General features: G+C 64.0%; 10 protein-coding genes. 7 read left to right on the top strand and 3 right to left on the bottom strand.

What is annotated here, in order from left to right:
* The first annotated feature begins 365 nt into the window (after positions 1–365).
* The 5 genes from KGR00_RS03220 to KGR00_RS03240 all read left to right on the top strand — a co-directional run bounded on the left by KGR00_RS03220 (position 366) and on the right by KGR00_RS03240 (position 8,596).
* Positions 366–3,881 (top strand): hypothetical protein, encoded by a 3,516-nt coding sequence (locus KGR00_RS03220; RefSeq protein ID WP_224424118.1) that lies wholly within the window; start codon positions 366–368, stop codon positions 3,879–3,881.
* A 251-nt stretch (positions 3,882–4,132) separates the two neighbouring features.
* Entirely contained in the window at positions 4,133–4,723 is a 591-nt protein-coding gene (locus tag KGR00_RS03225) for a hypothetical protein (protein WP_224424119.1), read from the top strand.
* A gap of 106 nt (positions 4,724–4,829) precedes the next feature.
* Entirely contained in the window at positions 4,830–5,630 is an 801-nt protein-coding gene (locus KGR00_RS03230) for a SapC family protein (RefSeq protein ID WP_224424120.1), read from the top strand.
* Between the two features lie 111 nt (positions 5,631–5,741).
* Entirely contained in the window at positions 5,742–6,032 is a 291-nt protein-coding gene (locus KGR00_RS03235; protein ID WP_203234790.1) for a DUF6447 family protein, read from the top strand.
* 344 nt (positions 6,033–6,376) lie between these two features.
* On the top strand, positions 6,377–8,596 hold the full coding sequence (locus tag KGR00_RS03240; protein ID WP_224424121.1) for a hypothetical protein: 2,220 nt from the start codon (positions 6,377–6,379) through the stop codon (positions 8,594–8,596).
* A gap of 114 nt (positions 8,597–8,710) precedes the next feature.
* On the opposite strand, the gene KGR00_RS03245 is transcribed toward KGR00_RS03240, so the two are convergent.
* The 3 genes from KGR00_RS03245 to KGR00_RS03255 form a co-directional block, all read right to left on the bottom strand.
* On the bottom strand, positions 8,711–10,237 hold the full coding sequence (locus KGR00_RS03245; protein ID WP_224424122.1) for a glucosyltransferase domain-containing protein: 1,527 nt from the start codon (positions 10,235–10,237) through the stop codon (positions 8,711–8,713).
* Positions 10,238–10,333: 96 nt separating this feature from the next.
* The gene (locus KGR00_RS03250) at positions 10,334–10,768 is read right to left on the bottom strand and encodes a DUF3617 domain-containing protein (RefSeq protein WP_224424123.1); all 435 of its coding nucleotides are present in this window, start codon (positions 10,766–10,768) and stop codon (positions 10,334–10,336) included.
* Positions 10,769–11,153: 385 nt separating this feature from the next.
* Positions 11,154–11,585: a DUF3617 family protein gene (locus tag KGR00_RS03255; protein WP_224424124.1), complete on the bottom strand. Its 432-nt coding sequence runs from the start codon at positions 11,583–11,585 to the stop codon at positions 11,154–11,156.
* Between the two features lie 169 nt (positions 11,586–11,754).
* Between KGR00_RS03255 and KGR00_RS03260 the strand changes: the two genes are divergently transcribed.
* Positions 11,755–13,071, top strand: coding sequence for a DUF6056 family protein (locus tag KGR00_RS03260; RefSeq protein WP_224424125.1), 1,317 nt, complete (start codon positions 11,755–11,757; stop codon positions 13,069–13,071).
* A 19-nt stretch (positions 13,072–13,090) separates the two neighbouring features.
* Positions 13,091–14,617, top strand: a complete 1,527-nt coding sequence (locus tag KGR00_RS03265) for a DUF6056 family protein (RefSeq protein WP_224424126.1) — start codon at positions 13,091–13,093, stop codon at positions 14,615–14,617.
* Positions 14,618–14,843: the final 226 nt, after the last annotated feature.

A 14,843-nucleotide genomic window follows, 5' to 3' on the forward strand; every position in this document is an offset into this window, starting at 1 on the left:
TTAACTTACATTCAGAAAGGTGTCGTAAAGCGTTGGTGGGCAACGCTGACCCGCCCTTTACTGACGCTTGCATTGCGCATGCGAAGTATCTAGCATCCAGCAGGGTGAAGCTCATGCTCATTAGAAATGAGCCTTGCGGTAATATCCGGGACGACGGTCTCGGAGACCGGTTTCACCGGCATTGGGAACAACGGCACGAATAACGTCAGAGCCCCATGTCGCAGCGCTGAGCGCCACCGTTGCCTGTGTGCACGGGTGCGCAGGCGACAGCGCAAGGCGCCGAATTGGAAACATGTTGGATCCAATAGCGGTGTTTTTACCGCAACCCATGGAAAAAAAGCCGCATATGCAAGGAGATTGCCAGTATGGCAACGATTAATTTCGATTCGCAGTTCTATCTCGAACAAAAGCTGGCACAGCTTCAGAAGCAGGACAGCGCCGAGTACGGCGACTGGACCACTGAAAACGTGCAGCAGGCGTTCGACGATGCCGGCCTGACCGCCGAACAGCACTACGAAATGTACGGCTACATCGAAGGTCTGAGCCCGAACATCGAGTTCGATAGCACCGAATACCTGAAGGACAAGCTGGCCCAACTGCAGGAATCCGGCGCGACCCAGGCCAACGGCGAAGCTTACGAAACCATCGCCGACGTCGCCAACGCCTTCCAGGCGGCTGGTCTTTCTCCGCTCGAGCATTACAACCAGTACGGCCAGGACGAAGGGCTGACCGCCACGCCCGTTACCGTCAATCCGCCGCCGCCCCGTCCGGATTACACCATCGACTTCGATTCTTCCGAGAAGGACGGCACCGTCGTTACCGTTGACGACAGTGGCAACCTGCAGTTGACTCAGGAAGACCAGGGCGACCTCGTCAAGCACGTCGGCAAGGCGCAATATGACGAGACCGGCAGCTACAACACCACGGCCGACTACCAGTTCACCCTGAGCAACCAGCTCAACTACGGTGTGGACGATACTACTGGTGAAACTGTCCCCGACCTCTACCAGGCGACCTTCCTGAGCCCGCTGATGGTCGAGAGCGGTGGTCAGGATCAGGGTTCCGTACTGGACCTGCGCTTCGCCGATCGTCTGGCCCCGGCCGACGACACCACCGAAACGCTGAACAACACCCAGATCAACTACTTCGAGTTCACCGTCAACGGAACCAAGTACCAGATCAACGACGAGGTCACCGACGGTGCACTGAGCCAGGCCCGTGATTATCCGGAACTGCTCCAGGCCATCCAGGCCGGTGTCGCCAGCCTGAAAGCCGCCAATCCGGACCTCTCCGGCCTGAGCGTGCGTCAGGGCAACACCTTCTCCGTCGACCAGTACGACGAAGCCGATAACCTGACCGGCGAACAGGTCAAGGGTATCTCCGTCGTCCTGAGCCTCCAGGAAGGCGAACTCGGCGGCTTCACCGCCAACGTCTCCAGCGCCGATGAAGGCGGTGTCGACTCCTACGCCCGTGCCTTCAACGAAATCACCGATGGCGTGGACGGCATGATCCAGACCTCCCTGGCGCTGGACAACGTCGGTTACGGCTCTCAGGGTGGCAGCGTCAACCTCGCCGGTGAGTCCAACACCAACGTGGGCATCGAGAAGTTCGTCGTCACCACCAAGAACGGTGCCTGGCTGACCGAGCTGTCCTCTTCTGACACCGACAACAACGGTGAGTACAACCACCTGAAGGTTGTCGAAGTCACCGGCAGCAGCTACTTCCGCGTCGGCCAGCAGAGCGCGACCTGGGGTCACAGCACCACTGCCGGTGAATACTTCACCGCCAATGGCCAGACCGCCAACTGGGTCAGCCCGTTCGTTGCCGACGAGACCGGTGGTAACCAGGGTCTGAACGACGTTCAGGACCTCGACCTGACCGGCGTTAGCGGCAGCTCCGCGATCAACGCCGCCATCTCTGATGCCGTCATCGACCGCGACCTCAACCTGGTCGACGTCAACGGCGACCCGGCCGACGACAACGTCGTCTACGAGTACGACCTGACCGGCGGCGACGACGTGCTGAACCTGAACGTCTCTGCCAACGTCCTCGAGCATGAAGATTTCGAACTCGAAATCGACACCGGTACCGGCAACGACGTCGTTCACTTCAGCAACGGTCTGGCCGACGGCGCTTCCAGCGCGCTGGTCAACCAGCAGCTCAACGACAACGTCTCCATCGAGACGGGCGCTGGCAACGACCGCGTGTGGAGCGAAGGTGCCGGTAACGCCAACATCTCTACCGGTGTGGGCGACGACCTGGTGCTGGCCGACAACAGCGGTGCACAACTGCTGACAGGTGACATTACCGACGCTGAAGGTAACGTCATTGCGGCAACTGGTTCTGCTGCTGGCTTGAATGAAGGTCGTGCTCAGTTCGTCTTCAACAACGCGACGACGAACATTCGCGATCTCGAGTCCAACAGCGACGCGGATCTGTCCGACGGCGCCAACGGCAACGCCCAGAGCTTCACCGTGGGTGGCTTCGCTGCTAACGCTAGCTCCAACACGTTCAGCATCGCCGTCAACTTCATGGGCTATGAAGCCACCACCGATATCAACATCGCGACTAGCAACATCAATGGCGGCAATGCCACCATCACCGCGCTGCAGATCAATCAGGCGATCAAGGAAGCCATCAACGGCGACGACGTCCTGAAGGAACTGCTGCTGGCGAAGGATGGCAACGGCAACTCGCTGATCGTCGATTCCAAGATCGACGGTGCCATGGAACTGAGCGATCTGAACATCGAGTTCACCAGCACCAATGTGGTCAACGGTACCTCTACCGAGACCGCGATCACGCTGGCCGCGCAAGCTGATACTGATGGTTACTACGAGACTCAGTTCGCAACAGATGACCTGAATGGTGACGGCACCGTTGCCACTGATGGTTCTGAGGATCTGACTGGCGCCGACAGCGGTGCGGAAAGCGACAACGTTATCAACGTGGGCGCTGGCACCGACGAGATCGTTCTCGGTACTGGTGCGGTGAGCAACGATACCGTCGAGTTCACTGGCTACAACAACGGTGTCAACACCATCGTCAACTTCACTGATGGTGTGGTTGAGGGCGGTTCAGGCTCTACTGCGGCCACTCCCGAACAGCAGACCATCGACTTCACCGGCGTCACTGTTGCTGCAACAGGTGGCGGCGGCGACATTACTGTTGGCGGTGTCAACGTGACTGTTGCCGATGGTGATAACGCCGCGACTATCGCTGGCAAAGTCCAGGCGGCAGTGAATGGCGCGATTACAGACAACGCTACTCAGCCTGTTACAGCTACCGTCAACAACAATGTCGTGACGATTGAATACGACACCGATGATGGCAATGCTGCTCAGATTGCTCTGGCTGACGGCACTGCGACCTTTGATAACGCTGGTGGCGTAGGTGACGCAAGCGTTACCGATAATGCCCAGGCGTACAACGCCGGTGGCGGTGCCAACGCGGGTAACGATGGTGATATCCTCGACTTCACCAGCTACCTGGGTGGAGATGCAGGCACAGTCACCACGGCTGTCGGCGCTTATGCTAATGATGGTGATGTCAGCGTGATCAGCGACTTCAACACCGTTGGTACTGGGGATAATGCAGTCTCCTTCGACGATCTGAGCGGCAGCAACATGCTGGCGGCCCTCAACGGCGATAACTCTACGCCGCTGGGTACAGCGTTCTCCGGCTTCAGTGCTGTTAACGGTGCAGCTGGTGATGGTGCCACCGACTACATCCTGATGGTCGAGAATGGTGCCAATGACGGCGAATACAAGGCGTTCCATCTGACGTCCAACGCCGAAAGCACGGATTTCTCTTCCGTGCAACTGATCGGTACTCTGGACTTTGGTGCTGAGCAGACCTTCGACGCTACCAACTTTGCCTAATCATCTGATTCAGGTAGAGAGCTAAGCTCGACTTAACCCCTCGGCCTTCGGGCCGGGGGGTTTCTCGTTGGTGGGGTATCGCTGGCGATGCCAGGGCCGGTTCGCCGGCCCGATCCGGCACCTTGCCTGGCACCGGGCGCGTTGGTGGCCTGGCAGCCGGTCAACGGGGCGTCGCGGTAGCATGAGGCGTTGTGGCGCCGAGGGGGTGCCATCCAGGCCAGCAAGCACGCTACACAAGTAAAGGAGGGAACATGACCAGCCCGATCAACATCGACTTCGACAAGCCTTATTACCTCCAGCAGAAGCTGGAACAGCTTCGTTGGGAGAATCCCGATCAGTATGGTGACTGGACCACCGAGGACGTCGAGCAGGCCTTCGACGATGCGGGTCTGTCCGCCTGGGAGCATTACGGGACCTATGGCTTCCTGGAAGGCATCGATCCGAGCCCCGAGTTCGACACCTTCGGCTATCTCGACGCGAAGCTGGATCAGCTCCAGGAAATCGGCGAAACCCAGGCCAATGGCGAGCCCTACGAGCACATCGGGGATGTCGGCAGCGCCTTCATCGCCGCTGGGCTGTCTCCACTCGAGCATTTCAACTATTACGGCGTTTTCGAGGGGATCACCCCGCCCGAGTCCGATGGGTTCGTCGACATCATTGTGGATCCTGCCGAGCCGTATGGCAGCGAGGTTTCCGAGACCTATGTGTTCCCCACCGAGTCCAGTGGCGAAGGTGCGGAGCAGCCCGCCCCGACGCTTGCCGAGCCGGCGAATGACGCCGTGGCCCTGGTGGGTGTCGCCGGTTCCCCGGCGGTGAGTCTAGACGATGGCAATATCGCCTGATTGTGGGCACTGAAGGCGTTCCTGTCGTTGACGCCCCTCGGCCCCCGGGCCGGGGGGCGTCTCGTTTGGTAGGATGGGCACCGGCCAACGATTCGAGAGGAGTGTCATGCCACGCTTTATTCCCCTGAGTACCGAACGTCACCGCGCCGATGGCTGGGCGAAGACGCCGGATTACGCCTTCGCCGTCGACCGGCCGGTCGCCGAGCTGGTGGCCGAGGAGATTCCCCGCGCGCTGCCCACGCTGCCGCTGGCCTTCATGCCCGAGGGGGAGCAGTGGGCGCTGGTCGCGCTGCTCTCGCTGGACTCGCAACGCAACCTGTTCGTGCACCCGGACGGGCGCTGGATGGGCGGCTACATTCCCGCCGCGTTTCGCGGCTATCCGTTCGCGTTGCTGCACGACACCGAGGGCGGTCGCCGCATGCTGGGCTTCGATGCGGACAGCGGCCTGTGGGTGGAAGGCGCCGAGGAGGAGCGCCGCTTCTTCGATGACGAGGGCAAGCTGACCCAGCCGGTGGAGCGGGTGATGACCTTCCTGCGCCAGTACGACGATCAGCGCCGCGCCACGCGGCGTGCCGTCACCGCGCTGGCCGAGGCCGGGGTGGTGGTGCCCTGGGCGTTCTCGGTCAAGGACGAGGCGGGCAATGCCCGGCGTGTCGATGGGGTCTACCGCATCGACGAGGCGGCGCTCAAGGCGCTGCCCGGCGAGACCCTGAGCGAGCTGGCCGCCAGCGGCGCCCTGGCCATCGCCTACGCCCAGCTCTATGCCCAGCATCGCCTGCCCGGGCTGACGCGGCTGGCCGAGCTGCAGGCCAAGGTGGGCGAACACCGCCAGACCGGCGAGTCGGTGGACGTGGAGCGGCTGTTCGACGGCGACGACGAGGAACTGACCTTCGATTTCGGCGACTGAACGTAGCGACCGGCGCCCGCCGAGGCGGCCGGTCGTCGCTCGCCTAGGAAGACAGGCCCACAACGGCTAGAATACCGGCTCGATTTACCAGTACCCAAGGATCGATCGACCATGGCCGACAACGACCAGACCGTCACCATCGACGGCAAGGATTATCAGCTGGACCAGCTCAGCGAGGAGGCTCGCAAGCAGTTGGCCAACCTGCGCCTCTGCGACGAGGAAATCGCCCGCATCCAGCGTCAGTACGGCATCGCCCAGGCGGCGCGGGTCACCTACTCCAACCTGCTAGAGCGTGCGCTGCCCGATGACAAGGCGCCCGCCAAGCGCGCCACCAAGAGCACGGCACGCAACGGCACGGCCAAGAAGACGACCGCCAGCCGGAGCAAGAAAAGCGGCGAGTGAACCGACGCGCGGCGTCTCAGCGAACCGGCCCATGTGGCCGGTTTTTTTGTCCGTGCGGTGCCGCGCCGGGGTGGATCGGGCGCCCGACGTGTCAGCCAGAACCTCGATCCTTGTCAGCGATATCGGACATTGTCTGTCAGCGAAACCTGCGACTTTGGTCGGTTTTTTTACGTTTCATTGCGTTTTTATAACCTGGGTTACTTTGTTTACAGAATGATACTGCTAGGGTGATGCCGCGAACGGGATGTTCGCCCTCCTTTGGCCAGCGGGCAGGAGTGCCCGACGGCCAAGACGAGGATACATGGCCAACGGCCGATCGCGGCAACACCAAAGGAGCAGGACAGATGGCCTTACAGGGTTTCGATAAGGACTATTACCTCAACGCCAAACTCGACGCGCTTCAGAATGATCCCGATGCCGATGCGGCATGGCAGGGACGCACCACCGCCGATCTGGAGAACATCCTCCAGGACGATTACGGCCTCACCCCGGAACAGCACTACGCCCGTTACGGGTATCAGGAAGACCTGGCCCCCAACGCCTATTTCAACGCCGAGGAATACGTTCAGGCCAAGGCACGCGACATGGTCGACAAGACCGACCTCACCACCGTGACCGAGGCCCGTGGTGAATTCGAGGCGCGCTGGCAGGGCAACCCCTACGAACATTATCTCCAGTACGGTGCCAGCGAAGGCATCAACCCCTCCAATGCCTTCGATGCCTCCGCCTACTACGCGGAAAAGCTGGACGCGCTCCAGAACGACCCCGAAACGGCCGACGAATGGTCCGGCAAGAGCGTTGACGACGTTCAGCAGGCGTTCGCCGATGCCGGGCTGACGCCGCTGGGCCATTTCGTCGCTTATGGTGACGAGGAGAACCTGACCGCGCCGGAAGTGCCGGCGGGCGAGGATGTGCCGGGCGAGGGCGATGAGCAGCCGCCCACGGACGGCGGCGGCGAAGAACCGCCCACGGACGGCGGTGGCGAGGAGCCGCCCACGGACGGCGGCGGCGAAGAACCGCCCACGGACGGCGGTGGCGAAGAACCGCCCACGGATGGCGGCGGCGAGGAACCGCCCACCGACGGCGGCGATGACACCATCACCGACGACGAGATCCTCGAGGTCGATGGCCAGAATCTCGCAAGCTCCTACGATTTCAATGCCGCCGAGCTGGATGGCTACCGCGCGATCCGCTTCTCCAATGTCGACACGACCGACACGGTCAACATCGACAACCTGGGCGCCGACAATCGCCTGTATACCGTCGACAGTGCCCTGGCGCTGAATATCGCTGCCGCGTCGGCCGCGCAACTGGACCTCACCAACAGCGACGTGACCCTGTTCGGTCAGCAGGACACACCGGTGCTCGAGACCCTGGATGTCGTCACCCAGGCGGGCGATGACTCGGGTTCGACGCTGGATCTGGGTGGCTCGGCGGCGGATGCCCTGACGGGCATGACCCTGTCGGGGGCCGGTGATCTGACCCTGGCGGGTAGCACGATCGGCTCGCAGGCCGCTGAAGCGAGCGCCATCGACGCCTCGGCGATGACCGGCTCGCTGACCGCGGGTGACGGCATTCTGGACGCGGTGGCCAGCGTTCAGGCGGGCAGCGGCGACGACGCCCTGACGGTCGACAGCGTGGCGGCGCCCGTCGATGGCACGGCGCCGATGCTCGACGGCGGCGCCGGCAACGATACGCTGACCGTGACCGGTAGCGACGACATCGGTACCAGCGATGTCAGCGGCTTCGAGACGCTCGAACTCGGCAGCTATGTCGATGTCGATGCCAACGCCGTCGACGGCGTCACGAACTTCGTCGTCGGTGCCGCGGGCAGCGAGGTCCAGAACCTGGCCGCCGACCAGACCGTCACCTCGCGGGTCGACCAGGCGCCCGGTGAGGCTCCCGAGCTGAACCTGCGTGACGCGGCGGAGAGCGTTTCGGTGGTCACGGACTTTGCCGGACCGGCCCAGGGCGAGACACTGCAACTGGGGGTCTATACCACCGACACCGGTGTCGAGGGCGGCACGCTGTCCCTCTCGGGTAACGGTGGCGTGGCCTACACCGAGGCCGGGCGCAAGTTCGACAGTGTCGATGCGTCGTCGCTGGATGCCGGCCTGGACTTCACCGGGGCGGATTACGTGCAGGAAACCGTCACGCTGGGTGAAGGCGATGCGGCCGACACCATCGCGGTGAGCGCGACCAACTCCACGGGTGAGACCATCCCGACGTCCTCCTACGGCGAAGAGGACATGGATGCCATCGTCAACTTCGATGTCGCCAGCGACCAGATCGTGAACGGCGATGGCACCTCGGCCGTGGACTTCACGGCGGACTACCTGGATGTCTCCGCTGCCGGCGACCTGACCGGCGCCTTCGAGGCGGCGGCCACCGAATCCACCCGCGAAGACGACTATGTCGCCTTCCAGTTCCAGGACAACGCCTACGTCTATGCCGACAGCGAAGCGGCGGTCGACGGCGGCCCCGAGCTGTCGGATGGCGACTTCGCCATCGAGCTGACCGGCATCACGCTGCCCGCCTCGGAAGAGACGCAGCCGACGGTCTGACGCCATGCGCACCGGGCGCCGCCCGGTGCGAAGGTGTCTGTGGCTGTTGATAGAGAAGCGCCGGCGCAAGCCGGCGCTTTTTTCGTCGTGAGGACGAGGCGCCGAGCGCCGCCGCTAGTCGACGCTGAAAGGCAGCCAGCCGCGATGCTCGCCCAGCTTGACGATCATCACCCCGTCGTGGCGCTGGATGGCATTGGGGTTGGGCCAGGTGGGCATGGCCTCGACGTGACTCAGGGCGCGGCGGGTCTCGTCGCGGTCGGCGTTGCGCCACTCGCCGATGCCGTAGTAGCGGAAGAACAGCCGCAGGCGGATGTTGTTGCCGCCGTCCCAGGCGAAGAAGGAGCTGCCGAAGACGTCCGAGTCGGGCAGCTTGTGCACGCTGTCGTTGGCGATGCCGCCGTGGAAGTAGACCGGCGTGCGGCTCGGGTCGAAGTCCGGGTATTGCTGATACAGCGTGGTGGCGATGCGATTGGCCATCAGCACGTCGGCCTGGCGGACGGCGGCGTCGGAGGCGAACAGCTGCGAGACCCGAGCGCCGTGCACCAACAGCAGTAGCGCGGCAAGCCCCGCCAGCCAGCGCGGGTCGCAGCGGCGCAGCGCCAGCGTCACCAGCAGCGCCAGAGCCAGGTTGGTGCCGACCAGGATGCGTGGCGGCAGGGCGTAGCGGCTGGTCAGGCAGAAGGCGAACGGCAGCAGCAGGATGCCCAGTATCAGCAGCACCCGGTAGCCGGTCCGGGCCGGGCCGAGCGTGCCCAGGCGGGCCAGGGCCAGCACGACGAGCAGGGCGCTCGCGGCACTGGCCAGCGCGAAGCTGCCCAGGCCGAAGTTCTGCCGGCCGGTGAGGCCGAGAGCGAACTGCCCGGCCACTGCGTGCAGGTAGTCCTGCAGGCCGATGTCGAGATTGACGAAGCCGGCCAGGTAGCTCGACCCATCGACCGCGAAGTGGGCCTGGGTCCAACGGGTGACGAGCAGGTACACGCCGACGGCGCATACCGCGATCAGGGCGAAACCGGCCAACTGCGCCAGGCCCTGGCGCGGGGTGGCGTCGGGATCGCTCTCGGCGGCGAACGCCAGCCTGCCCAGCAGCATTAGCGGCGGCACCACCACCAGGCTCTGATAGATGCCGATGGCATAGGCGTAGCAGCCGGTGGCCAGCACCAGAGCGGCCCAGCGTGGCGCCCCCCGCCGCGCCACGGCATGCACGAACAGCCCGGTGGCGGCGATCGCCAGCAGGTAGCCGATGGCCAGGGTGTCGGCCTGGTTGATGAACTCGAACTGGTAGGCCAGTTGCGGGAAGCCGACCATCAGCGAGGTGAAGGCCAGCGCGGGCAACCCGGCGAGATCGAGCAGCCGGGCGGCCAGCACCGCCGCGAGACTCAGCGCCAGCAGCGCCACCAGCAGGGTGAAGAAGGGCACGAAGGGTTCGGGCAGCAGCCAGGCCCGCAGCAGGCTGTGTCCCCAGCGGCCGAAGGCGATGGTCTGGTCGAAGTTGTCGGGGAACTCGCCGTCGATGGGCAGGCTGAAGTGCGTCAGCGGGTAGCCGTAGACGAGCAGGCCGGCCACGACGGTCAACAGCAGCAAGCGGCCGGACTCGCCGAGCGACAGCGGCCAGGCACCGGGGGTGTGATCAACGCGGGTCATCAGGGCCTCGTGAAAAGCGATACACCGGGCAGGGCGGGCGTCGTGGCGGGGGCTGTGCCGGCACCACCGCGGCGTGGCGATGGGCCGGCGCGGGCGTCACTCCTCGCAGGTCTCGCCGACCCATTCACCCTCGGTGGTCATGGCCAACTCGGTGTCGTTGCCGACGTAGCTGGAGGTCATGGTGGAACTCAGGTGGCGCGAGTCCTGGATGGTCGTCGAACCCCGGGCCTCCATGGCGCCGCCCTGACCCTGGCAGCTGAATTGGTAGCTGATGGTGTCGCCGTCCCGTGATGACTGCACGACTTCGCATCCTTCATCGGTAAAGTTCTGACGCACGGCCGCTTCCAGGTCCCGGGCCTCTTCGGCGGTGAAGCACTGGGTCTCGGTCCTCTCGCGCGGCATGCCCGGCGGTATGTTGTCGCCCTGGATGGTGGTCGTGGTCTTCCACTGGCCGGGCTCGATGTCGCCGGCCCAGGCCGGGACGGCCGTCATGCCCAGCATGGCGGCAATCAGCAGGTGGCGTGTTTGCATGCCGTGTCTCCCTTGAGGTGGTGTGTGGGTATCAGCCGCCGTCTAACCGGCGTCGCGGGACCTAAGAAAACACTGCATAAATGGCTGTGCGGGCAAAGCACTTCGTTGTGCGGTGCTCGGAATCCTCACCTATACCCCATAGGCTCCGGTTCCTGTGCTCCGTACGCCTCGTGCTTTACGCCGCTCGCCGATTTATTCAGCGCTTCCCTAAGAACGCCTTTTACAACTGGTAGATGAAATGGGCTTCTCCGGCGGCAGGGCGTCGCGAGGGCGCTGTAAACCCCTCCTTGGGCGCTACCTTTGCCATCCATGGCAAAGGACCCTCGCTTTGCCCTGCCTCCGGCGCCCATCATCAGAGGGTTTGAAAATGAACTCTAACACCTGATCAGCCCTCGCAGGTGTCGTCGATCCAGCGGGCCTCGGTAGTGACGTGAGTGGCGTCTTCGCCTTCGCCGATGTGGGTCTCGCTGGTGAAATGACGCGCGTCGTGAAGCGTCATCGATCCCTCGACGCTGGCCATGCCGCGTCCGGCCCTGGGGCAACTCGCGCTGTGGGTGATGGTGTCGCCGTCACGGGAGACCTGCGAGTCCTGACAGTCGTCCTCTTCCGCGGTGGATTTCAGCGTTCGTACCAGGTCGCGGCTATCCTCGGGCGTGAAGCAGCGTGTCCGCGTGACTTCCTGCGTCTTTCCCGACGCCAGGGGGCCGCCTTCCAGGGTTATCGTCAGTTCCCACTGGCCGGGTTCGATGTCGCCGGCGAAGGCGGGGCTGGCGATGCTGCCTGCCAGGGCGGCAACGATGATGGCTGCTGTTTTCATGATCATGACTCTTCGGGCAATGTATTGACGATCCGGGCCTCAGTTTACCGAGCCATGGCATGAAAGCCAGTCGTCGCGGCATGGCGCCGCCCTGTCGGCATTTGTCGACTGGTGTGTCTGGGACGTAAGTCGTATCCTTCGTCGCCTGACCATACACCAGGGGGGGCACGTGGCCAGTCTTCGTCGGGTCTATCAGGGCGTCTTCGTCGCTTGCGCGGCGCTGAGCGTGGCCGTCTATGCGGCGGTTTTCTGGCGCATGCCGCTGATGGGCGAGGACTTTGCCTTTCCCCGCCATTACGGCGAGGTCGGCTGGGGCGAGCGGCTGGCGTGGATCGCTCACAAGATCCCCGAGCAGACGGCGAGCTGGAACGCCCGCCTGGGCGAGCAACTGGCCATCGTCTGGCTGAACCTGCCGGCGTGGCTGTTCTGGCTGGTGGCGTTGGCGGCCTTCGTGGCCTTCTGCACGTTGATCGCCCTGGTCTGGTCGGGGCGGCGCGATCTGCCGCTCAAGCTGACCCTGACGCTGGGGTTGATGTTCGCCCTGTGGCCGGGGCTGGAAATCTTCTTCTGGAAGACGGCCAACGCCGGCTATCTGCAGCCGATCGTGCTGTCGCTGGTCTGCATCGTGGCCTATCGCAGCGACGCCTCGGTAACGGCACTGGCCGGGCGCCCGTGGCGGCTGGCCGGGCTGTGCCTGGTGGCGGCGGGTGCGGGCTACTCGTTCGAGAACGTGCCGATGGCACTGGCGCTCTACATGGCCCTGGCGTGGTGGTTGTCGCCGCGCCGACGCGTCGCGTGGCCGGCGCTGTTGCCGGTGGGCGCGATGCTGGCCGGCTGGGCGACGCTGATGGCGATGCCCTCGACCGCGCACCGGCGCGCCTTCTATCTCGACGCCAACGATGTCCACGACATGGGGCCGGCCTATTACTGGCAGCGGGCGGGGGAGGTCACCGATACCTTCTTCGATACCACGGGCCTGCTGTTCGCGCTGGTGGTGGTGTCGCTGGTGTTCCTGGCGGTTCAGCAACGTCGTGGCCGGCTCGCCTACGATCGGCGGGTATGGTGGACCATCCTGCCGGCGGTGCTGGTGGTGGGGTCGATGCTGGCCGCGCCCTATACCGAACCGCGTGCCTTCTCGCTGGCCTGGGCGCTGATGTTCGCCGTGGTCATCGAGGCCGCCGGCGTGGCCTGCCGTCGCTGGCGCTGGGCAGGTGCCCTGTGTGCGCTGGCGCTGCTGGTGTCGGCGGGGCTGGCGATCAAGACCCTGACGATCTACGAAGACGTGTCGCGCAGCTTCGATGCGCGCGAGGCACGTATCCTCGAGCGCCTGGGCACCCCGGCCTGCGAGACTGGCGTGGCAGTGCGGGAGCGCCATTTCGATTATCCGTACCGTTATTTCAACAACCGCGACGACTGGTATCGGTGGTCGCTGTGGCACGTCGGCAACTATTACGGCTGCAAGCTGGTGCCGGCCGACGGCCAATGAGTGATCATTGGAGCAAGTGATGAAGGGATTCACGACGAGCGGCCCCAGGCCCGAACATCGCCCGGCTTCGGTCGTCATCGCCGGCACCGCGCTGCTGCTCGGCTTTCTCGCCTATCTGTTGGTGCAGCACTGGCAGGTGTTCCCCTACAACGACGATTGGGGCTACGCCACGCTGACCTATATCAGCGAGCAGAAGGGCTTTCATGGTCAGGGATTCAGCCAGTGGCAACTGGTGAGCTTTCTGCATGACGAGTACCTGCGTTGGTCGGGTCGTTTCTTTCCGTTCTTCCTGCAGATCAATCTGTTCAAGCTGGGGCTGGATGCGGTGCGTCTGGTGCAGGCCTTCGTGATCCTGCTCATCGTCTGCCTGAGCGTGAAACTGACCCCGGTCGGGCGCTTGCGCACGCCCTGGCTGCTGGTGCCGATGCTCTATTTCATGGCGCTGCCGGAGTTCAGCGTGCTCGGCGGCCTCTACTGGTTTTCGGCATCGATCGCCTATGTCTGGGGGATCGCGGTATTCATGCTGGCGCTGTGGCGTCTGCGCGTCGCGGGCCGCCTGGATGGGATGGCCGGCCTTCTGCTGGGTATCGCGGCGCTGTTTCACGAACAGATGGCTGTCGCCATGGTCGCCTTCGCCGGCGGGCTGGCGCTACTGGCGCTGTGGGACGCGGAACGTCCGCGCGCCCTGCTGCTGCTGCTGGCGCTGCGCTGTGTGCCGGTGCTGGTCGGGGCGTGCCTGGTGATTCTGGCGCCGGGCAATTTTGCCCGAAAGGCACAGTCGTCCTATATCTCGGACGATATGCTGACCAATGTGCTGACCAGTGCACGGTCCCTGGCGCATTTCCTGCTCGACGAGAACGGCGGCCACTGGGTGTTGGGCTTCATGGCGGTGTCGCTGCTGGTGTTCGCCGGGCAGGGCATGGCCCGGGCGGGCTGGAGCGGCCGGGCCCGGCTCGCCGCCTGGCTGGGCGTGCCGCTGGTACTGGGTGTGGCCTGGCTGGTCTCCTTCCTGCTGTTCACGCTGCTGCTGATGGCACTGTACGGCGTGGTGCTGCTGCTCAGCCGGCGCCAGCGCGACGACGGCGACCTGCTGGTCTGTACCTATCTGGCGGCGCTGGCTTCGCTGGTATTGCTGCTGCTGGCGCCGGTAGTGGCCGGGCGCTCGCTGTTGATCTTCTATTTCCTGATGATGTGGCCGGTGACCCGGGCCTTCGTGGCGCTGGCCGATCTGCCCCGGGGCAGGACTCTGGTCGTCCTGGCGCTGCTGGTGGCCGCCCCGGCGGCGCTGGACAACGCCGCGGATATCCTCGCCGGCTATCTCGCCAATCGCGAGGCGAACCTGGCCAATGACGCCAAGCTACGCGCCTACCACAACGACCTGTATGCGGGCCGCAATCCCGGGGAAAGCGTGGTGCTTGAGAAGCTGCCGGCCCCGCGCTATGCCGAGACGATGCCCTATGATCGCCCGCTGATCGAAACCTGGATGAAGAAGTATTACGACATCCCGCTGGAGACGCGTTTCGTGTGGGAAAACAGCGGTAACTGACCGGGCCGCTCGTCAAGGTCTGTCAGAGCGAAGTTTGGGTGGGATCCAGGTGTGAAGGGCGTTCTTGGTTGCTGGCGTTGCCCGTGTTTGGCGGGGCGTTTTTCGATTTCTCGATTTTCACGCTTCAGATGTCACCACCGCTGCCGATACCCTTAATTATAGTTATGTATTGGTAGCGTGGCTCCTGCATGGCGTGTGCGGGGTTATCGCTCGCATGAGTCGCTTT

The sequence above is a fragment of the Modicisalibacter sp. MOD 31.J genome (genome assembly GCF_020147985.1).
In the GTDB taxonomy this organism is placed as follows: domain Bacteria; phylum Pseudomonadota; class Gammaproteobacteria; order Pseudomonadales; family Halomonadaceae; genus Modicisalibacter; species Modicisalibacter coralii.

Bases quoted from the DNA above. Each gene is read 5' to 3' on its own strand.
- KGR00_RS03220 (WP_224424118.1), top strand. From the start codon at position 366: ATGGCAACGATTAATTTCGATTCGCAGTTCTATCTCGAACAAAAGCTG.
- KGR00_RS03225 (WP_224424119.1), top strand. From the start codon at position 4,133: ATGACCAGCCCGATCAACATCGACTTCGACAAGCCTTATTACCTCCAG.
- KGR00_RS03230 (WP_224424120.1), top strand. From the start codon at position 4,830: ATGCCACGCTTTATTCCCCTGAGTACCGAACGTCACCGCGCCGATGGC.
- KGR00_RS03235 (WP_203234790.1), top strand. From the start codon at position 5,742: ATGGCCGACAACGACCAGACCGTCACCATCGACGGCAAGGATTATCAG.
- KGR00_RS03240 (WP_224424121.1), top strand. From the start codon at position 6,377: ATGGCCTTACAGGGTTTCGATAAGGACTATTACCTCAACGCCAAACTC.
- KGR00_RS03245 (WP_224424122.1), bottom strand. From the start codon at position 10,237: ATGACCCGCGTTGATCACACCCCCGGTGCCTGGCCGCTGTCGCTCGGC.
- KGR00_RS03250 (WP_224424123.1), bottom strand. From the start codon at position 10,768: ATGCAAACACGCCACCTGCTGATTGCCGCCATGCTGGGCATGACGGCC.
- KGR00_RS03255 (WP_224424124.1), bottom strand. From the start codon at position 11,585: ATGAAAACAGCAGCCATCATCGTTGCCGCCCTGGCAGGCAGCATCGCC.
- KGR00_RS03265 (WP_224424126.1), top strand. From the start codon at position 13,091: ATGAAGGGATTCACGACGAGCGGCCCCAGGCCCGAACATCGCCCGGCT.